This window comes from Geopsychrobacter electrodiphilus DSM 16401, assembly GCF_000384395.1.
Lineage (GTDB): Bacteria > Desulfobacterota > Desulfuromonadia > Desulfuromonadales > Geopsychrobacteraceae > Geopsychrobacter > Geopsychrobacter electrodiphilus.
Genome location: NZ_ARWE01000001.1, coordinates 1,714,396 through 1,738,495, shown reverse-complemented (window position 1 = coordinate 1,738,495; position 24,100 = coordinate 1,714,396). Strand labels below are relative to the sequence as shown.

25 protein-coding genes are annotated in these 24,100 nt (G+C 49.3%); 4 read left to right on the top strand and 21 right to left on the bottom strand.

Going from position 1 to position 24,100, the window contains the following annotated elements:
• Positions 1–70: 70 nt before the first annotated feature.
• The 4 genes from htpG to D888_RS0108230 form a co-directional block, all read right to left on the bottom strand.
• Positions 71–1,915, bottom strand: a complete 1,845-nt coding sequence (htpG, locus tag D888_RS0108245) for a molecular chaperone HtpG (protein WP_020676078.1) — start codon at positions 1,913–1,915, stop codon at positions 71–73.
• Positions 1,916–2,116: 201 nt separating this feature from the next.
• Positions 2,117–2,587 carry a ferritin family protein gene (locus D888_RS0108240; protein ID WP_020676077.1) on the bottom strand — a complete coding sequence of 157 codons (471 nt, stop codon included), beginning with the start codon at positions 2,585–2,587 and terminating at the stop codon, positions 2,117–2,119.
• Between the two features lie 13 nt (positions 2,588–2,600).
• Positions 2,601–2,768, bottom strand: coding sequence for a hypothetical protein (locus D888_RS24320; protein ID WP_020676076.1), 168 nt, complete (start codon positions 2,766–2,768; stop codon positions 2,601–2,603).
• 73 nt (positions 2,769–2,841) lie between these two features.
• Positions 2,842–3,261, bottom strand: a complete 420-nt coding sequence (locus D888_RS0108230; protein WP_026362292.1) for a secondary thiamine-phosphate synthase enzyme YjbQ — start codon at positions 3,259–3,261, stop codon at positions 2,842–2,844.
• Between the two features lie 188 nt (positions 3,262–3,449).
• Here D888_RS0108230 and D888_RS23025 point away from each other — a divergent pair, with 188 nt between their 5' ends.
• Entirely contained in the window at positions 3,450–4,349 is a 900-nt protein-coding gene (locus D888_RS23025) for a glucosaminidase domain-containing protein (protein WP_020676074.1), read from the top strand.
• Here D888_RS23025 and D888_RS21075 read toward each other — a convergent pair.
• From D888_RS21075 to D888_RS0108180, 9 genes are all read right to left on the bottom strand, one after another.
• A complete protein-coding gene (locus D888_RS21075; protein WP_169513276.1) occupies positions 4,340–5,374 on the bottom strand; it encodes a polysaccharide deacetylase family protein in 1,035 nt (344 codons plus the stop codon). The genes D888_RS23025 and D888_RS21075 overlap by 10 nt on opposite strands.
• A gap of 37 nt (positions 5,375–5,411) precedes the next feature.
• Entirely contained in the window at positions 5,412–6,845 is a 1,434-nt protein-coding gene (locus tag D888_RS0108215) for an HD domain-containing protein (RefSeq protein ID WP_020676072.1), read from the bottom strand.
• 68 nt (positions 6,846–6,913) lie between these two features.
• The gene (locus D888_RS0108210) at positions 6,914–7,261 is read right to left on the bottom strand and encodes a histidine triad nucleotide-binding protein (RefSeq protein WP_020676071.1); all 348 of its coding nucleotides are present in this window, start codon (positions 7,259–7,261) and stop codon (positions 6,914–6,916) included.
• Between the two features lie 27 nt (positions 7,262–7,288).
• Positions 7,289–8,248, bottom strand: coding sequence for a peptidase U32 family protein (locus tag D888_RS0108205; protein WP_020676070.1), 960 nt, complete (start codon positions 8,246–8,248; stop codon positions 7,289–7,291).
• Positions 8,245–9,018: an SAM-dependent methyltransferase gene (locus tag D888_RS0108200; protein WP_020676069.1), complete on the bottom strand. Its 774-nt coding sequence runs from the start codon at positions 9,016–9,018 to the stop codon at positions 8,245–8,247. The genes D888_RS0108205 and D888_RS0108200 overlap by 4 nt, the downstream gene beginning before the upstream one ends.
• A complete protein-coding gene (locus D888_RS0108195) occupies positions 9,011–9,757 on the bottom strand; it encodes a TlyA family RNA methyltransferase (protein ID WP_020676068.1) in 747 nt (248 codons plus the stop codon). Before D888_RS0108195 ends, D888_RS0108200 begins: the two co-directional genes overlap by 8 nt.
• A 189-nt stretch (positions 9,758–9,946) precedes the next feature.
• Entirely contained in the window at positions 9,947–10,774 is an 828-nt protein-coding gene (locus D888_RS0108190; protein ID WP_020676067.1) for an SDR family oxidoreductase, read from the bottom strand.
• Between the two features lie 125 nt (positions 10,775–10,899).
• Positions 10,900–12,978 (bottom strand): alpha/beta fold hydrolase, encoded by a 2,079-nt coding sequence (locus D888_RS0108185; protein ID WP_020676066.1) that lies wholly within the window; start codon positions 12,976–12,978, stop codon positions 10,900–10,902.
• Between the two features lie 47 nt (positions 12,979–13,025).
• A complete protein-coding gene (locus D888_RS0108180) occupies positions 13,026–14,399 on the bottom strand; it encodes an OmpP1/FadL family transporter (RefSeq protein WP_020676065.1) in 1,374 nt (457 codons plus the stop codon).
• A gap of 261 nt (positions 14,400–14,660) precedes the next feature.
• Between D888_RS0108180 and cls the strand changes: the two genes are divergently transcribed.
• Both cls and D888_RS23020 read left to right on the top strand, forming a co-directional pair.
• On the top strand, positions 14,661–16,091 hold the full coding sequence (gene cls / locus D888_RS0108175) for a cardiolipin synthase (RefSeq protein ID WP_020676064.1): 1,431 nt from the start codon (positions 14,661–14,663) through the stop codon (positions 16,089–16,091).
• 102 nt (positions 16,092–16,193) lie between these two features.
• Positions 16,194–17,447, top strand: coding sequence for an iron-containing alcohol dehydrogenase (locus D888_RS23020; RefSeq protein WP_020676063.1), 1,254 nt, complete (start codon positions 16,194–16,196; stop codon positions 17,445–17,447).
• A 35-nt stretch (positions 17,448–17,482) separates the two neighbouring features.
• Here D888_RS23020 and D888_RS21065 read toward each other — a convergent pair whose 3' ends face one another.
• From D888_RS21065 to D888_RS0108135, 8 genes are all read right to left on the bottom strand, one after another.
• Positions 17,483–17,677, bottom strand: coding sequence for a GSU3473 family protein (locus D888_RS21065; RefSeq protein ID WP_020676062.1), 195 nt, complete (start codon positions 17,675–17,677; stop codon positions 17,483–17,485).
• A gap of 90 nt (positions 17,678–17,767) precedes the next feature.
• Complete coding sequence (locus tag D888_RS0108160) at positions 17,768–18,673, bottom strand: class I SAM-dependent methyltransferase (protein WP_020676061.1); 906 nt, start codon at positions 18,671–18,673, stop codon at positions 17,768–17,770.
• 29 nt (positions 18,674–18,702) lie between these two features.
• Positions 18,703–19,227 (bottom strand): SprT-like domain-containing protein, encoded by a 525-nt coding sequence (locus D888_RS23590; RefSeq protein ID WP_083928813.1) that lies wholly within the window; start codon positions 19,225–19,227, stop codon positions 18,703–18,705.
• Positions 19,221–19,892 carry a 3'-5' exonuclease gene (locus D888_RS0108150; protein WP_020676059.1) on the bottom strand — a complete coding sequence of 224 codons (672 nt, stop codon included), beginning with the start codon at positions 19,890–19,892 and terminating at the stop codon, positions 19,221–19,223. Before D888_RS0108150 ends, D888_RS23590 begins: the two co-directional genes overlap by 7 nt.
• Positions 19,893–19,916: 24 nt before the next feature.
• Entirely contained in the window at positions 19,917–20,114 is a 198-nt protein-coding gene (locus tag D888_RS24965) for a GSU3473 family protein (protein ID WP_425402574.1), read from the bottom strand.
• Positions 20,115–20,173: 59 nt separating this feature from the next.
• On the bottom strand, positions 20,174–21,274 hold the full coding sequence (locus D888_RS0108145) for a phosphotransacetylase family protein (protein WP_020676058.1): 1,101 nt from the start codon (positions 21,272–21,274) through the stop codon (positions 20,174–20,176).
• Positions 21,275–21,389: 115 nt separating this feature from the next.
• Positions 21,390–22,181 carry a zinc ABC transporter permease subunit ZnuB gene (gene znuB, locus D888_RS0108140; protein ID WP_020676057.1) on the bottom strand — a complete coding sequence of 264 codons (792 nt, stop codon included), beginning with the start codon at positions 22,179–22,181 and terminating at the stop codon, positions 21,390–21,392.
• On the bottom strand, positions 22,174–22,944 hold the full coding sequence (locus tag D888_RS0108135) for an ATP-binding cassette domain-containing protein (RefSeq protein WP_020676056.1): 771 nt from the start codon (positions 22,942–22,944) through the stop codon (positions 22,174–22,176). The genes znuB and D888_RS0108135 overlap by 8 nt, the downstream gene beginning before the upstream one ends.
• A gap of 243 nt (positions 22,945–23,187) precedes the next feature.
• On the opposite strand from D888_RS0108135, the gene D888_RS0108130 reads away from it, so the two are divergent.
• Entirely contained in the window at positions 23,188–24,099 is a 912-nt protein-coding gene (locus D888_RS0108130) for a zinc ABC transporter substrate-binding protein (protein WP_020676055.1), read from the top strand.
• Position 24,100: the final 1 nt, after the last annotated feature.

Below are 24,100 nucleotides of genomic sequence, written 5' to 3'. Positions count from 1 at the left end.
GTGAGGCGTAAAGCGTGAGGAGTGAGGTGTTTAAGTCTTCAACCTCTCACCCCTCACCCCTCACGATGTTCTAAATAAGTCCGAGTAGTTTGCTGCTCCGCTCCAGAAAAGCGGCCATCCGCTCTTTTGTCAGGGCCAGGTGCGACAGCATCGCCAGATCGTAAATCTGTTCGGTCAACAATCCGACCTTCTCGTCGTTGCCTGCAGCCTTCAATTCGAGAAGCTTATCGATAACCGGACAGGCGCTGTTGACCATCAGGGTGTGCTCGGAGAACATATCGAGCTCGCCCATGTCGCCCCCCTGCCCCATATTTCGCATCATCTCTTTAAAACGACGCGATTGTTCATTGAGCAAAATCACACCCGGGACAGAGGCATCCTTCAAGGTTTCAATCCGGATTGACAAACCCTTGATCTCAAGACCTGCCTTGAAAATTTCTTCAATTCTGTCGCCGCGCGTTTTATTGTCCGCATCGACGACTTTACTGTCAGCATCCATCTCCAGCAGATTTTCGGTAATATCCGAGTCGACCCGCTCAAACTTGGTCTCCTCCCCTTTTGACTCCAAAAACTGGATAAAGTGATTGTCAATCATGGCATCGAGAATCAGGACTTCGATCCCCTGAGCGGCAAACATCTTGAGGTAGGTAGCCTGGGTCCCCTCGTCGTTGGCGTAATAAATCTTGCCAGCATGTGAGTCCTTGGCCCGCTCCAGGTAATCCGGCAGAGTCGTGTATTTCGCCGCATCAGTCGTGCGGTAGATGACATGATCCTTCACCTTGTTGAAGAATTTATCCTCGCGCATCATGCCGTATTTAACGAAGGTATGAATATCCTTCCAGATCGGCGCGAAGTCGTCGGTCCCCAATTTGGCAAGCTCAACTACCTTGGCGGCAACGCGTGAACTTATAACTTCACGGATTTTACGGACCTGCGGTTCGTTTTGCAGATAACTGCGTGACACATTGAGCGGCAGGTCAGGCGCATCGAGACAGCCCTGCAGCGGCGTCAGGAATTCAGGGATTAACTCAGGGCAGTTATCGGTGACAAAGACCTGGTTGCAGAAGAGTTTGATATGACTCTTGGTGATATCAAACTCATTATTCAAGCGAGGGAAATAGAGCACACCCTTCAAGTTAAAGGGAAAGTCGATATTCAGGTGGATCCAGAAGAGAGGTTCGCCCGACATGGGATAAAGCTTGCGATAAAACTCGCGATAATCATCCTCTTTAAGCTCTGCAGCGACTTGAGTCCAGAGAGGCTTACTGTCATTGATCTGTTCGCCATCAAGACGGATGGTGACCGGCATAAAGTTGCAGAATTTAACCAGAACCTCCCTCACCCTGTCCTTGTTTAAAAATTCTTTTTCATCATCATTTAGATGCAATATGATTTCGGAGCCACGTGTTTTGCGTTTGCCAGCGGTCAGCTTATAGGATGTGGTCCCATTGCATGACCAATCTGCAGGTTCGGCATCCTGCTGATAGGACAGTGTTTTAATCTCGACCTGGCTCGCGACCATAAATGTCGAATAAAATCCAAGACCGAAATGTCCGATAATTTCGTTCTTGTCTTCGAGACTTTTGAATTTCTCGATAAAATCCTCGGCCGAACTAAAAGCGACCTGATTAATATACTTGCGCACCTCGTCGGCCGTCATCCCCAGGCCGTTGTCAGACACACTGAGAGTGCCCTTCGTCTCATCAATTTTAATATCGACGGCAAACTCATCGCTTAACTTGAGCCCTTCGATGAGATCGATATTCCGCAGCTTATTGATCGCATCGACGGCGTTAGAGACCAGCTCGCGCAGAAAAATCTCTTTTTCGCTGTAGAGCCATTTTTTGATGATCGGAAAGATATTTTCAGTGTGGATTGAAATTTCACCGGTTTCAGTTTTGACTTTTGCAGACATCGGCCTTCTCCTTTAAGCACTTACCTCGTTAATGATTTGTGGCAAGCTAAATTAAGGATGTCGAGCCTCTTTGTCAACCCGTGAGATTTTTTCAGACCATGGCCGACGGCCAAAGATAACATCAAATTGTTAAGTGCTGGTTTGATATTGCCAGAGAATTGCTGACGACCACCACGCATTCTCTCACGCTTAGCTCTGGCCTCAATTTTCCGTCAAAAAGTGATCCTCGTATATATTTTCCAATTGCTGTAGGTGCCGTGCTTCATCATTCAAAAGGAGTTGAAATACAGGCACCATTGGTGCCCCTGCGCAGCCCTCAATCATGCGCTGATAAAAATCGATCGCTTCTTTTTCGATATGAATCGCATAAGCAAGAGCCTGACGCACATCGGCATCGGGCTTAAGTGTCTGCTGTCCGAGCATGTAGTTGAGATTCATGGTTTGCACCCTCGTCTGCATCTGACCTCTTCCCTCCATCGTGCCATTCAATAAAGCTTTTTCGAGCTCCTGCTTATGCCGCATTTCATCCAGGGCAGCATCGCGCAGAACCTCACGTGCATGTTTGTTTTTTAGAATCGAGATCGCACGCAAATACGAACGAAAGCCGTTCTCTTCCATTTCTATCGCTTTTTCGATGGCCGCCTCAAAGGTGTAGCAGACCCCTTCTGACATACAGCACCTCTTTTCAGTAGATAACGATATAGCCCTTTTTACTGGCAATGGCAGAGATTTCCAGCACATCCTTGATCAGATAAGTCTCACCGTCCAGAACAAAGGTGAATCCACCATCAGGGTTCTCTTTGGCTAGATGAATCAGATACTCAAAGCTGGCAGTTTTGATTGTTTCACTCATAACTTAAAATCCTTCTGTCAACATTGTACCCGAAAGAGTGGCCACCATCCTCTTATCCCGGGCTCAAAGCATGTTACTCCCCAATAATTTTAACCAGAACCCGCTTGGCTCTCTGGCCGTCAAATTCCCCGTAAAAAATCTGTTCCCAGGGCCCAAAATCGAGAGCCCCCGCCGTTACTGCGACGACAACTTCTCTCCCCATCAGGGTGCGCTTGATATGCGCATCGCCGTTATCCTCGCCGGTTCGATTATGCTGATAACTGGACAACGGTAAGTGAGGGGCCAATTCTTCGAGCCAGCGTTCAAAATCCCGGTGCAGCCCGGGCTCATCATCGTTAACAAACACAGACGCTGTAATATGCATCGCATTCACCAGGACTAATCCTTCTTTTATCCCACTCTTACGTAGACAATCTTCAACATCAGAAGTGATATTACGAAATCCTCTTCGCGTTTGAATTTCAAACCATAATTCCTTTCGGTAGGATCTCATTATTAATCTCTCCGTTTATAATCAGAAATTCATAAAATATTGGCTAGTTACAGACAGATCAAGCTAAAGATCTGATTTATAACTGTTCCACATATTGACAGTGGACTGTTACCGGCTATATATATACCGTCCTTATTCTGTTCTCTGAACGCGAAAAGAAAAACTTAACCCATTGAGCATCAATGCCTATGGCCAATTTATCACGAAAATCAGGTCAACTTCTTTTATTCTTCTGTGCGACAACGTTGCTTCTGGCAAGTTGCACTGACAGCGTTGCCCCAACCTACGTCGGAACACCTATCCGCATTATTGATCCCAAGACTGTCGTTGACCTCGAAGATATCTTTATCCGTTTCAGTTATGACATGAAACGATTAAATGCCGGCGTGCCACCTATTATTTTTGAATCCCTGCCCGCTGAAATCTCTGACGTCAACTCTCTGGCACGGAGAAAAACTCTGTTCTTACAGACCATGTTGCCAATGGTCCTGCTGGCTAATCAGGAAATTTCCAAGGAGCGCACCGAACTGTTTAAACTGAAGACGCTTATCAACGAGAACACCCCTTTGAGCAGTGACCAGCAGAGCATTCTCTTAACCCTGAAAAAACGTTACTCCGTACAAAATGACGTCTCTGAAGCAGAGGCCCTGACATTACTGGAGCGCCGAATTGATCTGGTCCCCCCCGGCCTGGCCCTTGCTCAGGCTGCCAATGAATCTGCCTGGGGAACATCACGTTTTTCACAACTCGGGAACAATCTCTTTGGCGAGTGGACCTTTAACCCGGGGACCGGCATCATACCGGAGGACCGCCCTGAAGGGGCGACATACGAGGTACGCCGTTTTGCTACCCTTTATGATTCGATCAGGTCTTACCTGCGCAACCTCAATACCCACAGTGCCTATGCTGAGTTCAGAGAACTCCGATTTGAAGCACGGAAGCGTGGGGAAAAGCTGAATGGTCTGACCCTCGCAGCGGGCCTGTCAAAATACTCGACTCGCCGCGAAGAGTACGTCCTCGATCTGCAAAATCTGATTCGGCAAAACAATCTGCAACGCTTTGCTTTCGCAAAACTGCGTCAAGGCTGATCACTTATTGCGGGTACTGGCCGGTGAGCATTAATCCAGAGTTTACTAAACCACTTCCAGCGTCCGTCATCTCCCAGAGCCGTTAAAGTATATTTGTTCCGCCGGCCGCTGAGCGGCTTATCTGCGCGTACCAAAATTTCATTTATGCGTTCAGGATCCTTTTCAGCGTGGCAAACATTATCCCCCTGCACGAAACAGTTTATCTTCCCCTGAGCAACAGCGGGGTCGGCCAGTCTTAGCTTCATAACCGGAGGATTCTGCAGACGAATAACCGGATCATTTGGGGAAATCTCAAGTACTTTAAGGGGCCTCATATTGAGTTTTGAAATGAATCCTTCAAGGGTCGCATAAGGTCCTCCCATGGGAAATCGCGGTAGAGTCCAAATATCTGAATGCCGGCAAATGACGCCCGATTGCTGAGCAAAGGCGGCTTTAAATCCAAGTTGCCGCACAAGCCCAATCACTGCAGGGGTATACTCGCCATAGGTGTAAGCGAAAATATCAGGAGTGATCCCCAAATGGGCTTTTAATGATTGCTGTGACCGTTCGATGTCCGCTCGAATACGTTCCTGCCACTGGGACACAGTTTCACCAGCTTTCATTTCGACAAGATAGGCGTGACTCTCCGTATGATTGCCTATTTCCACTCCGTGGGACATGGCATCCTGCAACTGAGACCAATCGAGATAACCGTGGTCCCCAACAGCAGCCGTATTGACAAACAGAGTCGCCGGGAAACCGTATTCTTCCAGTAAAGGCAATGCCTGGCTGGAAAAAGAGGTGAAGGCATCATCAATGCTGAGGCCAACGACCTTTTCGGGAAGAGGCTCCCCGTCAACCACCAATTGGGCAATACGCGAGAGCGGTAAAACCTGGAAACCACCCTTTTTAAGGTAAGCGAGTTGTGCAGCAAAAACGTCTGTGGAAATATTAGTCGACGGATAGATGGATTCATTAAACCGGTGATAGATAAAAACATGAACATCGGCCGGGGAAGGGATCGCACTAAATACCAACAAAAACAAAAGACAGAACCCGCACTTGAACATAAATAACTTTCAATTAATCAGGCTTTTTGACCTTTTTCCGCAAATAACGGCGGATGGTGTTCCGCGCTTTTGGTGTAACCGCCCACTCGAGCCATTTCGGTAAAACTTCGGCCTGTTTCGAAGTTTCAATTTCAATCTGATCACCATCAAGCAATCGGGTTTTCAAGAGTCGAGTCTGACCGTTAATCCGGGCTCTCACCGCATGAATCCCTACTGTTTCATGAATGTCGAATGCGAAGTCAAGGGCACTGCTCCCCTCAGGCAGGACCAGGCTTTCCCCAAGCGGAGTGTAAACCTGTATCGTCTTCGAGGCCAGAATCAGCGCTTGGGTATCAAAAGCCGATTCGCCTTCAGTCAGGGATTTCATAAGATTGCGAAAATTTTGCCGCCTGAATTCAAACCCGGGCGCCAAAACGCCGGATTCATTAAAACGAGCCAGCTTGCGCGTTGTTATTTCAACCCGCATCCTCTGCTCCCCCGCCTGAACCGTCGTTTTGAGTGACTGATAGCCATGCTGTGAAGGCACGACCAGGTGATCACGCAGTTTTCCTGGGATCGGCGAATAAAGGCTATGCAGGACACCTAGAAATATATAAGCATCCATGGTGCTATCAACCTGCGCCTCCAGAGTATAGAGGGCGGAAAACCCACGTGTGGACTGCCGGGCCGCCAGAATCGAGAAAGGACGCCAGCGGTCTTTAAGCAGTACCCCAACTTTTTGATGCTCACATGCATTGATAATAAGAGCTCTTTCACGGCGTAAAAAACTGGCTTTTTCATCGCGTGTCATCTCTACACGTTGATCAAAACTGACACCGCGACGCGGATAAAGCAGGTAGAGTGAAAGCGAATCCAGAGTGTTTGCGACATAACCCATCCCCAGATGGTTTGCCAGAGGGACGTAAATCTCGCGGGTTTCTTCAGCAATACGTTTTTGTTTGATGGGGGGTAAAGCTGAAATTGTTTGCAGATTATCGATGCGATCCCAGAACTTCAGACACAGAACACGTACATCAGCAATGGCAGCCAGTATCTGTTTACGATAAGACTCCATTTTAGTTTCTTCACGACTTAATTCGGTCGATTCGACCTTGGTGAGGCCATCGACCAAAAGGGCAACTTCGTCTCCGAAATCAGCGCGAATATCTTCGATTGTTACAGGAGTATCTTCAACAACGTCATGCAAGAGTGCGGCAATAACAGATGAAAAATCCATCCAGTGTCTTGCCGCTAGATGGGAAACACGCAGCGGGTGAAACATGTAGGGCTCACCTGACTTACGCACCTGTCCAGCATGACATATACGTGCGACATCGAGGGCACGCTGGACGGCATCGAGTCCATCCTCAAACAGCTCTTCGGACATACCACCACCGTAGTGAGTCGCGAGCAGCTCCAAAATGTCTGTTGTCATGCGTTGAACGGTTTTTTCATCAAAAGTCATCATGAAATTAAACTTTATGTAGAAGTTTAGCTTTAGTCATTAACTTAGTAAATTATAAGTTTATTTCAGTGTCAACCCGGTGGCCAAAGCATCTGCCGGCCCGCCAGGAGATGAAAATGCAAATGCCAGATGACCTGCCCTCCGGCCTTATTGCAATTATTCACCAGGCGAAAACCGTCGTCGGCAAATCCGAGTTGACGGGCAATTTCACCGGCAACAAAATAAATATGGCCAACGAGAGAGCTCTCGTCATTGGTCAAATCGAGAGTTGTGCAGATATGTTGACGCGGGATAATTAAAATGTGATGCGGTGCCTGAGGTTCGATATCATTAAATGCAACGATCTGGTCATCTTCGTATACAAACGTGACCGGGATCTCCCCTTCAGCTATTTTACAAAAAAGACAGTCAGTTGGCATCGGTTTCACCCTGGGCAAAAGATTGAATCAACAATGTTCAAATAGTTCCGGGTAATAACAGACATTTTCGCTGCAGGATACTCCGAAAATACGCTTATGGGAAGAAATTGCTGCCTCCCGATAGGTCGAAAAATCTTTGATTTCCAGCGCCAGCTTTGAATATTCGACGGCCGTGGAAATATTCATCAGTTTTCTCTGTGTCGGCGCTCCACGCCCGACCAGTTTCAAGCCGTCGAAGCCAGCATGCATGAGTTGCGGAATCGCACAGAGTCCACAACCGTGACGGCGGTTGGTCGTCGCCCAGCTCGCTTGAGCTTTCATTGCCTGCTTCAGAGGTAAAGACACCGGCTCAGCTACCGGCTCTATCTGATAGGGTATTTCGCAAGGCCAGATTTTGTCGGCACTGCTGTGATGAAATGAACAGAGGCCTTCCGTATTGGGACATTTGCCCACGAGAAGAAAGGCATCACAAGGGATATCAGGGACCTGACGACGAATCTCAACCATTTCGGCAAGACTCAGATGACGCGGCAGAATAACCCGACCGATCCCCTGGGCCTGATAAAAACGAATTGCGGCGGAATTAGTCAAATGCGCCAGCGTACTGGCATGAAACAAGAGCCGGGGGAATTCAGCTTTTAACGTCCGTAACAGACCAAGATCTGCCAAAATAACGCTAGTGACTCCGGCCTCAAGCGCTTCACCAACATAATCGAGCAACAAAGGAAGCTGCGCATCGGTATAAAAGGAGGTATTCAGCGTCAACGCAAATTGTCCACCTGAGTCCTTACAGGCTTGCGCCACGGTACAGAGCCCGCCATAGCTGTCAATCTGAGCGCCATCGAAGGTGCGTTGATTGATTGATGCCAACAAACCAAACCGTTGTTGCCATGCATGGGGGACATAACCACCGTAGAGCTCATCGGCACCGGCCTGAAGCAGAGAGACGGCTTCCCGGGCATGATCAACTGGAGAAATAATTCTCATAATTTAACCTGATGACGTTTTTTCCAGATATGCTCACGCCGATAATCCCACCAGGAACCATCCACCTCGGCATCAAGGGTTTCCCCCACAACCACCAGCGTTAAAGCAGGCTTACCGGTAGGATCTTCGAGATTAAAATAATCCCGACCGCTGGTCTTGGCAACGATAGTATCAAGATGCCCACTGATGATCTCTTCTCCGGGCAATCCAAGCCTATGAAGAAGCGTGATCGGAACATCAGCCTGATAACCGCGGCGCAAGGTGGTACATAGGTCGACAAGTGGAAGGTTATTCATGTAGATCAGTAAAGAAGCCCCCTTACCCGCCAGATCGTCCAGACCAGGCATCCCTTCTTCTTTCCCGAGAGTCTTGGGCGAAACGATAATAGCTCGATTACAGACTCCGGGGAGGTCAAGAGTCCGTTTCAGACGTGCCGAAGCCGCGTTTGCGACCCCGACCCCCGCCAGAACTTCTGAGCGGTCAGCGAAATGGTTGATCAATGCTTGAAAAGGAGCATAAAAAGTGAGGTCTCCAGGAATCAAAAAAGCAACCTCGGCATTTTCGAGACAAGTGCTGACCTTATCGACCAATTCAACGAAGTCAAAATCGAAAGGGCTGACTACCTCCTTTCCGTTAAGAACTGTTGCAAAGGTCTCCTCAAAGGGTTCAGGAGCAAAGACCATTGCAACACGTTTCAGCGCATCTGCCCCCTGAAGAGTCAGTAGCATCGGGTCGCCTGGTCCAGCGCCAATAAAATACACCTTATTCATTTAACACCCCTTTTTGCAGACAAATTAAAAATTCACGGTTCCCCTTGGGGCCGAGAATTGGGGATTCTTCGATACCAATCACCTCGCAGTGCAACTCGACCGCCAGCGCGCGGATATCATCAACTACCTGCAAATGAAGTTTTTCATCGCGCACCACCCCCCCCTTACCAACCTGTCCACGACCAACCTCAAATTGAGGTTTTATCAGGGCGATCACCCAGCCAGATTCGGTCAACAGAGAAAGCGTTGGGGGCAAAACTTTGGTCAGTGAAATAAAACTGGCATCAATAACAGCGACCGAAGGAGTTTGATCGAGATGCTCCGGGGTTATATCCCGGATGTTGCAGCGTTCAAGATTGATAACGCGAGGATCTTCACGCAACTTCCAGGCAAGTTGACCATAACCAACATCTACGGCATAAACCTTTGCCGCCCCACGTTGAAGCAGACAATCAGTAAAACCGCCGGTACTCGCCCCAACATCAAGGACGATACAGTCTTGAGGGTCAACCGGAAAAGAATCTAGTCCTTTCTGCAGCTTCAATCCTCCCCGGGAAACGTAAGGGATATCTGTTCCCTTGAGTCGCAACTCGGCATCGAGTGAAAAACGAGATCCAGCCTTATCTACGCGATGATCATCCACTATCACTTGCCCGGCTAATATCAACGCCCTGGCTCGCTCGCGGGACTGGACCAAACCTTGATCGACAAGCAGTTTGTCTAGACGTTCCTTGATCACATTGGCACTCCACAATTCATATTTCATTCAATATAGCTGAATCAATGAGACAAAAAAAGAGAGGTGCAGAACACCTCTTTCGTGAAACTATCTATTTTCACACGTAATCAGGCAAGAAAACTTACGAATTAGCCTCCCATTAAAACAGGCCAAGGTAAAATTTTTAAAGTTATTCCACCCAGAGAGTATTTATCTGACTTCGCTTAAAAATAAATCGGGCATCAAGAATTCACCTGCCCGCACAGCGTAACCTGAAAAATCTGACACCCCCTCTTCGCGAAGCACCTCTTCATCGATAAAGAAATTTCCACTGCATCGCTTAGCATCACGCTTGAAGATCGCGACGGCAGCATCTGCAACTATTTTTGGCAGGCGACAGTTTTTGGGATCAACCATCCCCTTCAGCATCGCCAGGGCCGCTGTATCAATCACGGTCTTCGGCCAGAGTGCATTGACCCCAACACCCTGTGGTCCAAATTCAGCGGCAAGTCCAAACACGCACATACTCATGGAATACTTTGAGATGGTGTATGCCGTGTGACGTATAAACCATTTGGGGTCGAGATTAATCGGCGGCGACAGGGTCAGGATATGCGGATTTTCCGACTTCAACAGGTACGGCAAGCAAGCCTGGCTGGCCATGAAGGTGCCACGCATATTGACCTGCTGCATCAAATCAAAACGCTTGGCGGGTACATCAAGTGAACCAGCCAGGTAGATGGCGCTGGCATTATTGACCAGAATATCGATCCCACCGAAATGCGCTGCGGCTTCGGTCGCACATTCCGCCACCCGTGTTTCATCGCGCACATCCATTACCAGCGGCAAGCACTTACCGCCGGCAGACTCAATAGCCTTAGCTGCGGTATGGATTGTGCCAGGGAGTTTTGGTTGGGGTTTATTGCTGCGTGCAGCGATGACGATATTTGCACCTTCACGAGCTGCCGCCAAGGCTATTTCAAGCCCGATGCCGCGGCTGCCGCCGGTTATAAATATGGTTTTGTTAGTAAGTTTCATATATGGCCTCCATACGGGATAACTATCAAGATAACAGATATCCGGATAACAATGACAACCCACCAGAAAAAAGCCCCGACAGTGAATCTGCCGGGGCACTTTAATCCTATAACCTGAGACCTTATTTATAAAGGCGTAGGTTGCTGCATAAAATAGAAGACCTGTGCTTGTGAACTGGTGGTCGCATTAACCTGCACCGACTGATCATAACCAGTGTAATAAGGGTCCTCAGTAGTATTAAATAAGGGACTAAGAAGGAAACTGTGCACAACGGGTTTATTCACAAGACCTGCTGGATCGAGACCATATTGATAGGCACCCGGAACACCGCTTAAAATCGAAGGGGTCAGGGCTGCATCAGGATCAACACCAATTGAAGTACCGGTTAGCCCCAAATTAGTCAGAAAAACCTGGGTTGATGCGTTTGAAACAATCGGATCTGCATAAGCAGAAAGGGCTAAAAGGTTATCTGTTGAATTAGCCCCGATCCCCATATAGGTCCCATCAGCTGGATCAAGCAGCCACTGAGCCAGATTGAGGAACACATAATACGACGTTGTTCCCGGAGTGTAACCAAGAGAAGAAACCAGTGCCTGCATGCTCTGCAGTGAAGTTTCATCCAATACGCTTACCAGCATCGCCGAGGGACTGGAAAGAACCATCTTATTGACCCGTGTTTCCTGAGACAGGAAAGCAGACCCGATGATTGACCCGAGCGAATGAGCGACAAATTCAATTTCTGTAGAATCCAAATCAAACCCGGGGTTGGTACCTGGATCGATATCAATCCCGGCCGTAATCACGTCGACCGTCTCCCATAAATCGATAGCTGCCTGGTAAATATTGGCTCTATCTTCCAACAGGTTAGAGGTGAAGAATCCGTCGCCTGAGGCAGCCCCTGGGGTTGTCCGCTCCCCATGATAGATGGCATCAATCGCCAAGGTCGCATAGCCAGCGGCTGCGAGGGTGTTAGCAATTGGCAAGGCAGCATCCTTGCTGGAAGTAATCCCGTGCTGAAAAACAACGACCGGATAAGGCGCCGTTCCGGAAGTTGGAACAGTGAGGCGGAAGGTAACAGTCGTCGTCCCGCTTCCATCCAGCAGAGGACTCTGAAAGTTACCGGCATAGATGTTCCAGCCGGCATCCGTCGGGATACCGGTTCCGGTCAACATCGCCGCAGCGGGAATTCCGACCGGGGTTACAGAGGAGGCACCCGTTGTCGGGTTAGTCCAGGCCAGTGCGTTGGTAGTAAACCCGACGCTACCCGCTTTCAAGGCTGCCGTGGTCAGGTTAAAGGGGTCGATAACACCGTCTGGATAAGCGACGGTATCTGCACCCGGAGTTGTCGGGGTCAGGGAGAGGGTGTCGGCTGCGGTATGAAAGGTCCACATTACCAACACGTCGGAACGCGTCCAGGGAGCCGCCCCCCCGGAGAGAACATTCGTTACCCCGCCGACAATAGTGAAAAGTGCAGTGGGACCATCGTTAAAGGCTGCACGCAGTGCTTCAAAGCTGGCATAGGGGGAATCCGCCGCGAAGGGAGTTTGCGACTTAAGTGCGGTCATCGTGAATGAGGAAACCGCCTCATAGCCATTACTATCCATCAGACCCTGTTTTGCAACAACTGCGTACCCCGCACCCGGGACAAAAGGAGTTTTGGGTAGCAGCTTAACGACTCCGGAAGTAAGATCGTTAACAATGACAAAATCAGTCTGAGTCCGATAATCAAGGGCCGCCAGAGCAGCGCCTATTGCGGCAGGGTTTGGCGGCTGAGCCTGAGCCGCAGCAAACAAATCAGTCAGTAGAGCTGAGTCATCAATCCGGAAAACCAGAAGATTCAAAGTCGAACTGTCAACGGCCCCAGTCAGTGGCAAGGTGAGAAACATGTTCGGCGAAAGTCCTGGTATCGCCTGGGCGTTGACTAATTGTTTTAATCCAGCCATCTCTGCTGAATCACCAACAGCTGGCGGTAAACAAACTTGGCCATTTGGACAGTAAGCGGGGTTATTGGCCGCCCAGGCAACATCATTTGGCAAAGGCAGGGTGGAAGCATCGAAGCGCGCAAAAACGGTCGCCGTGCCGCCATTGGTTATACGGGGGTCGCTCCCCGCAGTGTTTGTTGCATTGTTATCACTACCGCAACCGCCCAGCAACAACAGGCCAAAGACAACCAACAACCACAGATGTGAGATACGTACATTCATTTTCTGCTCCTTATTGTCGATCCACAAAAATTTAATTTTCAGTAAACTCACCAGTTGTAGTTAATTTGGGCGCTGAAGATGTTTCCGGTATTATCAAATGTGCCCGTCAACCCACCGCGTGTCGCATTTTCGCCGGTGGCAGCTTGATTGATATCGCCATTGCCCAGCATAAACAGATGAGAATAACCAAAATCAAAGCTCATCTGTTTGGTCATCGCATAGCTCGCGCCAAGATTTGTCCAGAGACGATCCTGGTCAGGTAACCGTGGGGTGCGATATTCCGGGCCAGGGATCGGAGTCTGATCGTACATGGCCCCGCAGCGCAACTTGAGCTTATCTGAATACTGGTAGGTCGCACCGGCACCGAAACGCCAGGCATCTTTCCAGTTGAGAGTCGTGGTACTATCAGGCTGACTCGAATCAAAGACAATGCGCAGTTCCGGCAAGGATGACCATCCGGCCCACCCAATATCCGCCATTAAAGCAAGCTTCGGATTGAGTTGATGGAAAAGACTGATGGTGGCCGAATCCGGCAGAGTGACACTTGACCCGGCGCCGCCATCCTGAAACCAGGTGGAGTATGGACTGGCAGCAATCATAGCGGCCACCTTATTTTTGGTTACTTCGTTGTTGAAGGTATAGTTGGCGTCGCCGGTCAGATTTTGATCAACCTGGGAACGATAACTGATCCCCACGCGCGTCGTATGGTTAAACTGATAGAGCACGCCAAGATTATAACCATAGCCCCAGTCATCGGCGTTCAGAGTCACCTTGCCGTCATCGCGCTGCGGGTTACCACCTAGCAGGTTAAAGATTGTCCCGTAATCGACGGCCTGAGAGAACTCTCCTTTCATGTACATGACACTTACACCAGCACCGATACTGAGTTTTTCATTGACCTGGTACGCAACACTTGGGTTGATGTTGAGGGTCATAATCGATGATTTGACGGCGTAGTAGCGCCCAACCCAGCCCTCACCCCAATCGGTGGTCAAACCGAACGGGACATTAATCCCCAGCCCGACGGCCCAGGAATCATTCAGTTTATTGACATAATACAGGTTGGGAACAAAGTTCCAGGTCCCGGCATTTCCACCATTATATCCGGTCAATCCTTCTCCGGTAATTGGCTGTAACGCATGCGTCGATCCACTGTTGGAAAATTTAAAACTTGTTTTAATGACATGCAGCCCGGTACTGATTTGCTGCCCGCTCAAGAGTGTCATTCCTGCAGGATTTAAATAAACCGTTGTGGCATCTTCGGCGGATGCCGCCCCCCCAGCAAAGGCATTACCCAGACCCTTGACGGTCTGCTCCATCAGGGCAAAACCAGCAGCCTGAACCGTACCTGTCGCCAAAATCAACATCACCAGACTGCAGCACATACCCGTCAAAAAAACCTTAAGAACAGACCTGCACATAGTTAATTCTCCTTCCCTCTGTTGGTGTTCTTCACTTACCCACAATCCAATAAACCATTATTTCTTTTTGTATTGATAGCCAGATGGTTACCTGACCATCGCCAGCAAACTATAACGCATATTTCTACATATATTTACACTTCGATACCATAAAACAGCTTTCTATTCAAAACAAAAACCATTCAATTAAACCGACTTTACTTTTAAGCGCTATCAAGTATCATTGGAGAAATATTTAAGTTAATCCTGCATTGGGATTCCATGTACGTACCCGTTTTAACATTGCTCCTTTCCATCGTCGCCTTGCTTGCTGCCGGGCATGCCATGTTGAATAAACGCGACCCGCGTTCAACTTTCGGCTGGATGATGGTCAGTATCACCATTCCGGGCCTCGGGCCGTTGATTTACTGGATTTTCGGGGTCAATCGTATCAGGACCCGTAATCAGACCTGGCAAATTCTTGAACGTGATAGCTCCTTGTCACCGGAGCTCTGCAATTGGTCGGCACCTCTTTCACAAGCGAGCCCCTTCTCTCAGGAAAACTTTGCGTCCCTCCTGACATTGTCAGACAACGTGACACGCAGGGCGCTGCTGCCTGGTAACCAGATCACCCCCCTCTACAACGGTGAGCAGGCCTATCCAGTTATGCTCGAGGCAATACGTCAAGCCCAAGAATCCATCTATCTCTCCACTTATATCTTCGATTCCAACAAAACAGGAAGGAGCTTTATTGCCGCGCTGGCAGACGCCAATAATCGTGGTGTAAGGGTCAGAGTCCTGATTGATGCCCTGGGGGAAAGGTATTCTTTTCCTTTGGCACGACGACTGATGCGGCAAAAGGGGATAAGGGTGGCGCGCTTTCTCCCCTTTTCTCTGCTGGCGCGCGGGTTTCATCTGAACCTGCGTGGACATCGCAAGATCCTGACTGTCGACGGACGCATCGGATTTACCGGGGGGATGAATATCGGAGATCGACACCTCGCGGAAGATCTGAAGCGGAAAAAAAAGGTCACCGATGTTCACTTTAAACTTGAAGGCCCAACGGTCAGTCATCTTGAAGATGCCTTTGCTGAAGATTGGAGCTTTTCGACCGGCGAACAACTTCCGGCAACCCTGACTCCAGGCTTGCTTCTGACCCATGGGAACGCTTTTTGTCGCGGCATCAGTGCCGGGCCGAATGAAGATTTCGAAAAGCTCAGATGGATCATCAACGGTGCGATCAGTTGTTCGCGCAAAAGTCTCCGCATCATGACCCCGTATTTTATCCCTGAACGTCCACTAGTTTATGCAATTAACACTGCCGTCTTGCGCGGCGTAGAGGTAGAACTTTTTCTTCCGATTGATAATAATCTCCCTTATGTCGGCTGGGCAACGCGCGCCTACCTCGCCGAATTACTGCAATATAAGGTCAAGATCTATTATCAGCCCCCACCCTTTGTCCACAGCAAATTGCTGATCGTCGATAACGTCTACGCGCTGGTGGGATCTACCAACCTCGACCCACGCAGTTTCAGGTTGAATTTCGAATTTAACCTGGAAGTCTATGATCCGGAGTTAGTCGGAAGCCTCTGCCAACATTTTGATTTAGCTCGTAAAATATCGAGGCCCCTCACCCTGAACGAGATTCAAGACCGCAGCCTGGGCATCAAATTACTGGACGCCGCAGCCAAACTTTTCTCCCCTTTTCTCTAAAATAATCAGGTATTATTTAATCCCTTGTAGATAATTCACCCTGCCGCAGCGCTTGATCACTTCACCCAGTAGACGAACACTGGGAGACCAGGATCGTATGTAATGAAATTTCTCTATAAAACGATTGACCAATGCCTTAACCGTGTTAACGGCGTATATAAAGGGTACCTCTCCCCCAAAATACCTAAACAATTTACGATCCCGGTCATTGAGGAGGTCGGCAACGACATTGGCTCACTTCCCTCTTTCATCGGCCAGCGCCTTCAACGCGATATCCCAGGACTCTCGTTCAGCACCCCCCTGATCATCTTTGATAAAATCACCCGCAACATAGCAGGAGATCAGATTGTCAGTGACTTTAAAAAGATCGGGATACAAACCACCCCCCTGACAGTTTCAAGTAACAGTTTTAGTGAAATTGAGAGGATTCTTGATCTTGGGCTAAAACGATTCAACTGTCTCGAATTTGATTGTGAGATTTCTGCCGGCCGATATGACCAAAAGTTTGGGGGGGTTAAATGCGGTGAAAAAAGGTTCGACATTATTTATGGAGTTGGTGGGGGAAGCGTCATTGATGTCGCAAAATATGCCGCATATAAATTAAATCTCCCTTTTGTCTCAATCCCTACTTCTCTGGCTAACGATGGATTTGCCTCGCCCTTTGCGGTACTGAATCTTGGTCTGGATGGCACGATGACACTCTGCGCCAACACCCCCCTGGCGGTAGTGGTAGATATTAATCTTGTCAAGTCCGATGACCCGGGATACCAGCGAAGAATCCGCAGTGGAATCGGAGATCTGCTGTCGAATCTGACGGCAGTGCTTGACTGGCAGCTGGCAGACAGAAAGAAGATGGAACGCTATGAAAGTTACCTGGGGTTCCAGGCGGTTTGTGGAGCAAAGCTGGTCATTAAAGAGCTACAATCGGGGCGGGATTTCTTTTACGATGACCATTTTCTTGAAGTTCTGGCCTGCTCTTTGATGGCAAGTGCCGAAGCGATGAGTCGTTACGGCTCAAGCCGCCCAGCCAGCGGGTTCGAGCATAAACTATACCATGCCTACAACGAGCTGACAGGCTTTCAATCCGCAGCGACTCACGGAGAACTGGTCGCGGTCGGTGCGCTTATTTCAAGTTACGCGCATGACGAATATCAGGAGAGCTTACGTCAAACCTACGCAACGGTCGGACTGCCTTGTGATACGGCAGGTTTGCTTGCGTGTGGAATTAAACGAGACATCCTGATTGCGGCGATTAAGGCAGCTGAGAGGATCAAGCCTGATCGTTATACTATTCTAGAAGATGGCGGAGTTGAAAATATGTTAACAGCGTTCAACCATTCATTTCCCGAGCACTGATACCCGTGAAAAGTGCGTCGATGCGGGACACAGGGTTAGAGACCAGCACGACGGTCCCTGAATTGAGGTCTCGATGGCTGTCCTGATCGCGTCGCATCAACCCCTAAATAAATCCAGGAGTCTCCGCGCATAAATTTGACAATGCCAGCGGTCTCAATCAGGTGATTGAGCTCCGCAGGTTTTACAAAACCGAACATCCCATCGTTGTAGATTACTTCAATTTCTTCCATAAAATGCCCCTTTATCATTCAACAATATCACAATAATGGCTATTTTGATAATAAAGAAGAAACTTATGGGTAAAGGGGGAAAGTTCCATTTCAACCCGTTTCTGACACAAAATACTGCAGAGATAACCCTCTTTCCGGGTCAGATTCGGGGAAATCTTCGCCAGAATACAGGCAGTGTTTTTCAGTAAGCCGAGGCAGGTTCCGCGTGAAAATGTTACGTAAATACTCCGTCGAAAGTTGTGGGGCGTTTAGGCAGGCGAAGACCTCACCGCCAGGAGTCAGCAATGTTTCCAGACGGGATACCAATTTGGGCCAATGCGTTTCAGCAGTAAAGTTTTTACCTTGAGCGAAAGGAGGATCGCAAATTATAAGGTCAAAAGGTCCGAGCTTATTCAGTCGGCTGAAGCTGCGAAAAATTTCAAGAGGCAAAAAACTGACGTCACGCAAATCTTGTGCATTCAATTGATGATTGCGGCGACCCAGCTCAAGTGCGCTACGATTCATATCAACATTGACGACCTGTTGTGCTCCTCCGGCAATCGCAGCAACTGAGAAGCTGCAGCTGTAAGCAAAGAGATTGAGCACTCTTTTCCCTTCACAGGTCTTTCGCACCAGATTTCTTCCGACCGCCATGTCGATAAAAAACCCGATATTCTGCCCTGTCAGTGGCCGGAGATAAAAATTCAAACCTGCTTCATGCGCCATAGGGTCAGCGGGCCAAACCCCATATAGAATTTCGACCGGAGTCAATTTCAGGTTACGACGTTGAACCGCAATGCATTTAACCTTGGGGAACTGACCCAGCAGCACCTCTGCCAGTTCGGCCAACCATTCAGGCGCTCGTGAGGCGAACAAGGTCACAAAAAGTAAGCCACCGTACGCATCAATTACTAGATCCTGATAACCGGGGAAGACCCGTCCGCGACCATGAAAGATGCGCCGCGATTCACGGTCGCGGGGAAGATGTTTTTTTACTTCATCGATCAAAGCCTGCATATTTTTACCTGCCGAAAGGCGACCTTCAATTAACAGAGCCGCTCAAGACGACCACCGCACTGTCGATGAAGCCAGTGCCGTCCTTTTGGTAAAGAACGCAATCTATACAGCAGAAAACCGCATTTTAAACAACGTGCTACGGGTTTAAGCTTCTGGGCATAGAGAGTCCTCATCGCTAAGGATTCTGTGTTCTTTGTGTCCCCTGCAATCACCGTCAACCAGCGCTGCCAACTGGGGCCATGGGGGTTGTGATAGCTTCGGCGATCTTGCCTGGTTTGATGATCGAGAAAATGCGCGATCTCATGCAAAAAGGTTTGGCGCAGGGGAGTGTCCTCCTGGGCAAACTGAAGTCGAATCGCCAGGGGATTTTCACCGCGACAGGCATAAGACCCCAGCCGCGTCACGGCATGACTGTGCTTAAGAGGTAAAGCCCAGAGCTGGCCAAGCAAAGTAGGAGTTTGATCCTCACCAATTTCAGCCTGGATTTGTCTTTTAAGAGAAGATGTAAGGTCAAGAAGTTCAATCAGATGACCAACTGTTGAGCATTTCAACATGAAACATGCCCAAGTTTCCGGGCTTCTTTGAGCAGGAAACTCTCAACATTACTCAAGGAGATCCGTCCAAGGCGTTGCAACACATCAAAAGGGACAGGATTAATATTGTAGCGTTGACGCAGTTCACTTTCGAGGCGCGTCCAGAGGAAGGCCGTCATACTGGCATCGGCCAAGGCACGGTGAAAACGGTCTGTCGTTGGCAAATCAAGAAAACTGACCAGTGTCCCTAACTTGTGATTCGGAGCGTGTGGAAACAGGCGTCTTGCAATCAACATGGAACACCCTACCGCCGTGGGAATCCGGTAGCCGAGACGTGAAAATTCCGCGTCAAGAAAGAGTTTATCAAAGGAAGCGTTATGCGCGACCATGGGATCGGACCCGATAAAGTGATAAAAATCCCGGATAATGCTCGAGGCTGAAGGAGCCTCCGCCAGCATGGCGTTGCTGATCCCTGTCAGATCACTGATAAAGGGATCAAGCAAGGCACCTGGGTTAATCAAGGATTGAAACTGATCAACAATCTGACCATCTTCAAGACGCACCGCACCAACTTCGATTACCCGATCTCCCTGCTGAGGAGACATTCCGGTGGTCTCAAAATCAAAAACCACCACCGAACGTTTTTCGGGGGTGGCAAACAGACTGTCTTGAAAGCTAGAAATCACATTTATTCCCTGGGAAGATAAAACTCAGTTCTCAAAATTATCACGACGCTCAGGCCCTGAATATACCCCCCTCAAGGTACTTCTTACAGAATCCTGTCCAATTGCGACCCAGCCACCTGAACGACGGAACTGGGTAATTCGACGGGCGTCAATAAGGTTCTGCAGTTCTCTCGGCCGTACCAACTCGATCCGCCCATCAATAAATTTAACTTTTATCTGCATAACAACCCCAAAAAAAAATTAATATGTTTTTTTTCATTTACTCAGTGTCGGGTTGTATTTCAATCCAGATAGCTGTCAATTTTGTCAAAATCGAACCGCTGCTCAGCTAATTTCTTAATAAGATCAATTTTTTCAGTATCTTCAGCGATAACCTTTGAAACGTCTTCCTTGACAATTTCAAATACAGTAGTGGAAGTTCTCCCGGCACGCATATAAGGAATACCGCTATTTTCTATAATACGCTGGGTTATCGCACTGATCGGGCCGACACCAGGAATGATAATCCCGGCGAGTTTATCACGATATTCCGGAAGTTTATATAAATTGGCCATCGTCACCAGAAGTTCATCGCGACTGCTGTTAACGATCAACAACGTTGATTCCTTAAGCAGGCCCGCCACACGCTGGGTCGAAGCAGCCCCGATCTGTAAATTGTGAACAATTTTACTGCCGATTTCATCACTATCACCGCCGTGAAGTTCAATATCAAGAACATTTGCGATTCGGCGCAAGGTCGGATTGGCAAGAATAGGCTGATAGTTAAACCCCCCGATAATATCGAGACCACTATCAGCAAAAGCAATATTGAGATAATGCAGGGTTTGATCGCGCTTAGAGGGAATAATTTTATTCACCAGCAACGATTTGACTTTAACCTGCTCCTTCTCAAAGAGCGCCATGTTTATACACACCGAATCGACGACATTGCCTAGCCCGCCACCCGTGACCATCATGACCGGTGCCGCTGCCAGTTTGGCAATACGGGCATTGCTGCATCCGATGACCGAGCCGACGCCGGAGTGCCCTGCTCCTTCGATAATCAAAAAGTCATTCTGCCGTGAAAGTTTATCGATCGCTTCAGCGATGCGAAAAAGGATTTTGTCCCGTGAAATCTGCCCATCAAGAACGCGTTTGGTATCCCCAGGGTGGAGGACAAAGGGTGACATGAGAGACAAATCAGCCTCAAGACCAAAGACTTTCGCGATCAAGACCGCATCTTTATCGGCAATAATGCCGTCATGCTCCGAAGGCTTTGGCCCAATCGGCTTAATAAACCCAACCTTGCCGTATTTTTTTTTCGCCATATGCATCAACGAGAGGCTGGTCGTGGTTTTACCACTATTTTGTCCCGTTGCTGCGATAAATATCTTGCGTGCCATTTATTTCAAGCTCCCTGTTGATCTCGTCTGCTCACCATAAGTGAGAACCCCTCTGCGGCGCAAGGTGCCATGGATACAAGTCCGTCGCAAGAGGAAAGAAGACTTGATAACAAAATCAATTTCTGCGCGCTGGCAGCAATTGCAGCAAGGCGAAAAGAAGCGCGGCGGCGACCACAATTGATGGACCAGCAGGAGTATCCAGCTGCCAGGAACCATACAGACCGACACCCACTGAAATAACTCCGGCCAACGCCGCGAAGCCAGCCATCTGTTCTGGCGAACTGGAGAAACGTCTCACCGTTGCTGCAGGGAGGATGAAGAGCGAGGTGATTAACAATAACCCGACTACCTTCATCATGATTGCAACAACCAGGGCCAGCAAACATGAAAAGGACAGCTCAACCAGATCAACCCGAACACCTTCTACGCGTGCCAGATCTTCATGCAGTGTGATCGCAAGTAACGGCCTCCAAAGCAAGAGCAACAGCACAAGAGCTAGTAATCCGCTGCCATAAATCACCATCAGATCCTGTCTGCCGACTGCAAGGATATCTCCAAACAGGTAGGCCAACAAGTCAATGCGCACCTTCTCCATAAAGGCAATGGCGACGAGCCCGAGCGAGAGAGCACTGTGTGACAGGATACCGAGCAGTGTGTCAGAAGGAAGCCGCTGCTGTCGTTGCAGAAAGAAGAGTAAAAGTGACACCAGGAGACAAACCGCCATGACAGCCAGAGTCGGATCGACCTGCAGCAAAAAACCGAGAGCGACTCCGAGGAGAGCCGAATGAGCCAGGGTGTCGCCAAAGTAGGCCATGCGACGCCAAACGACGAAAGTACCGAAAGGGCCAGCTACAAGAGCAACTCCGATTCCGGCCAGCAAAGCACGCAGCATAAAATCATTAAACATGAGGATCCCCCTGCCCGAGCGGACAACTGCAACCCTGATGTGTACAAAGATTATGCTGGTGTTGCGGGTCGTGACTGTAAATCGCAATATGCGGAAGAATCGCCGGCCCAAACAGTTTAAGAAACTGTGCGTCACGCTGAACGGTTTCGGGACTGCCGGTACAGCAGACGTGCTGGTTAAGGCAGATGACACGGTCTGTCGCCGCCATAACCAGATGCAGATCATGCGAGACCATCAACACAGAGCAGTCATAGCGTTCCCGCAGGTGACCAATCAGTTGATACAAATCGACTTGGCCCTGGACGTCTACCCCCTGGACAGCTTCATCAAGAACCATAAGATGGGGTCTGCGCAATATGGCCCGCCCGAGCAGGACACGTTGCAATTCCCCACCCGACAGATCGGCGAGACTCGCGTTGAGCAAATGGCCAGCCCCGACATCCTCAAGCGCTGCTTCTAATTGAGGTGTATCATAACGGCCGAGAAGACGCATAAATCGCGCAACACTTAACGGGAAACTTCGAGGCACAAGGAATTTTTGCGGGACATATCCGATGCGCAGATCTGCTTTGCGAAGCACGCGGCCGGTGTCGGCTCTGATCAAACCGAGAGCGACCTTCAGTAGACTGGTCTTCCCCGCGCCATTAGGACCGATCAGGGTCAGAATTTCACCAGGGTTGATATGGATACTGATATTCTCAAGGATATGCCGGCCATTGCGTACGAGGCAGACGGCATCGAGCTCCAGCAGAGGTTCAGCCATTATTAATCACCTTAGATAACTGCAAATCACCCATATCTACGAAGCGGGTGATGTTGTTATGCTGCAGCATGGCAGAGAATCGGCGGGGATGTCTCTGGTTTGGGAGCGAACAAATCGATTTCAATACGATAACCTCTTGTTAACCTGCTGGACTTACTCATCTCTTGACGAAAGTTTGGCGTTAAGGGTACATCAAGGTTTGAGCTTTGTCCCGCACCTATTTCAGTCAGGAGTTCTCACCAGATGCGTCTGCTTTGTATTTTCCTTCTCCTCAGCCTGGCAACCCCGGCACTAGCGACCCCAAAAGTGGTGGTCAGCATCATCCCGATCTATTCTCTGGTCAGCGCGCTGACCAGAGGTGTCACCACCCCCGAACTCTTGCTGAACCAGGGAGGAAGTCCGCACAGTGCCAGTTTGCGTCCTTCACAGGCGCGCGCGCTGGCCGAGGCTGATCTGTTGATCTGGGTCGGCCCTGAGCTGGAAAGTTTTCTGACTCAACCGATTTCACGCCTGGTTAAACCGGGGGCAGAGATGCGCCTTCTTCCCATTGAATCTTTGAAACGACTGCCACAACGCCATGGGGGGTTCTGGGAGGCGGATGACGATGAGCATGACACAGGACCTGGACACAGTGAATCGCTGTTCAACCCCCATATCTGGCTCTCACCAGACAATGCCCTCCAGATTTGTGTGCTGGTAGCTGCTCGCCTGACAAGGCTCGATCCGAGCCATCAAGCAATCTACCAGAAAAATCTGCTGGCCTTAAAAGCCCGGATCCAAACTCTCTCAAACAAACTGAAGCAACAGCTCAAACCCCTCCAGAAGGAACCGTATCTGGTTTTTCACGATGCTTACGCCTACTTTGAAAACGCATTTGGGCTGAACCCAATCGGGTCCATCCGAGTTTCGGCGGATCGCGCACCTGGCGCCCGTCGACTCCAGCAGATTCGCGAAAAAATAATCCAGAGTAAAGCACGCTGTCTCTTCAGTGAGCCACAATTCAGCCCGGCCACGGCACAAAGATTGGCCGACGCTGGCCACCTGAAGCTTGGAGTTCTTGACCCGCTCGGGAATCGATCAAATTCCAGCCAGGATGACTGGTTTAACCTCATGCAAAAGCTGGCGGATAATCTAACGTCCTGCCTCAAGAAATAAC

What these genes read in the sequence shown, in the direction of transcription:
- htpG (WP_020676078.1), bottom strand. Translation starts at nt 1,915, where the DNA reads ATGTCTGCAAAAGTCAAAACTGAAACCGGTGAAATTTCAATCCACACT.
- D888_RS0108240 (WP_020676077.1), bottom strand. Translation starts at nt 2,587, where the DNA reads ATGTCAGAAGGGGTCTGCTACACCTTTGAGGCGGCCATCGAAAAAGCG.
- D888_RS24320 (WP_020676076.1), bottom strand. Translation starts at nt 2,768, where the DNA reads ATGAGTGAAACAATCAAAACTGCCAGCTTTGAGTATCTGATTCATCTA.
- D888_RS0108230 (WP_026362292.1), bottom strand. Translation starts at nt 3,261, where the DNA reads ATGAGATCCTACCGAAAGGAATTATGGTTTGAAATTCAAACGCGAAGA.
- D888_RS23025 (WP_020676074.1), top strand. Translation starts at nt 3,450, where the DNA reads ATGGCCAATTTATCACGAAAATCAGGTCAACTTCTTTTATTCTTCTGT.
- D888_RS0108215 (WP_020676072.1), bottom strand. Translation starts at nt 6,845, where the DNA reads ATGATGACTTTTGATGAAAAAACCGTTCAACGCATGACAACAGACATT.
- D888_RS0108210 (WP_020676071.1), bottom strand. Translation starts at nt 7,261, where the DNA reads ATGCCAACTGACTGTCTTTTTTGTAAAATAGCTGAAGGGGAGATCCCG.
- D888_RS0108205 (WP_020676070.1), bottom strand. Translation starts at nt 8,248, where the DNA reads ATGAGAATTATTTCTCCAGTTGATCATGCCCGGGAAGCCGTCTCTCTG.
- D888_RS0108200 (WP_020676069.1), bottom strand. Translation starts at nt 9,018, where the DNA reads ATGAATAAGGTGTATTTTATTGGCGCTGGACCAGGCGACCCGATGCTA.
- D888_RS0108190 (WP_020676067.1), bottom strand. Translation starts at nt 10,774, where the DNA reads ATGAAACTTACTAACAAAACCATATTTATAACCGGCGGCAGCCGCGGC.
- D888_RS0108185 (WP_020676066.1), bottom strand. Translation starts at nt 12,978, where the DNA reads ATGAATGTACGTATCTCACATCTGTGGTTGTTGGTTGTCTTTGGCCTG.
- D888_RS0108180 (WP_020676065.1), bottom strand. Translation starts at nt 14,399, where the DNA reads ATGTGCAGGTCTGTTCTTAAGGTTTTTTTGACGGGTATGTGCTGCAGT.
- cls (WP_020676064.1), top strand. Translation starts at nt 14,661, where the DNA reads ATGTACGTACCCGTTTTAACATTGCTCCTTTCCATCGTCGCCTTGCTT.
- D888_RS23020 (WP_020676063.1), top strand. Translation starts at nt 16,194, where the DNA reads ATGAAATTTCTCTATAAAACGATTGACCAATGCCTTAACCGTGTTAAC.
- D888_RS21065 (WP_020676062.1), bottom strand. Translation starts at nt 17,677, where the DNA reads ATGGAAGAAATTGAAGTAATCTACAACGATGGGATGTTCGGTTTTGTA.
- D888_RS0108160 (WP_020676061.1), bottom strand. Translation starts at nt 18,673, where the DNA reads ATGCAGGCTTTGATCGATGAAGTAAAAAAACATCTTCCCCGCGACCGT.
- D888_RS23590 (WP_083928813.1), bottom strand. Translation starts at nt 19,227, where the DNA reads ATGTTGAAATGCTCAACAGTTGGTCATCTGATTGAACTTCTTGACCTT.
- D888_RS24965 (WP_425402574.1), bottom strand. Translation starts at nt 20,114, where the DNA reads ATGCAGATAAAAGTTAAATTTATTGATGGGCGGATCGAGTTGGTACGG.
- D888_RS0108145 (WP_020676058.1), bottom strand. Translation starts at nt 21,274, where the DNA reads ATGGCACGCAAGATATTTATCGCAGCAACGGGACAAAATAGTGGTAAA.
- znuB (WP_020676057.1), bottom strand. Translation starts at nt 22,181, where the DNA reads ATGTTTAATGATTTTATGCTGCGTGCTTTGCTGGCCGGAATCGGAGTT.
- D888_RS0108135 (WP_020676056.1), bottom strand. Translation starts at nt 22,944, where the DNA reads ATGGCTGAACCTCTGCTGGAGCTCGATGCCGTCTGCCTCGTACGCAAT.
- D888_RS0108130 (WP_020676055.1), top strand. Translation starts at nt 23,188, where the DNA reads ATGCGTCTGCTTTGTATTTTCCTTCTCCTCAGCCTGGCAACCCCGGCA.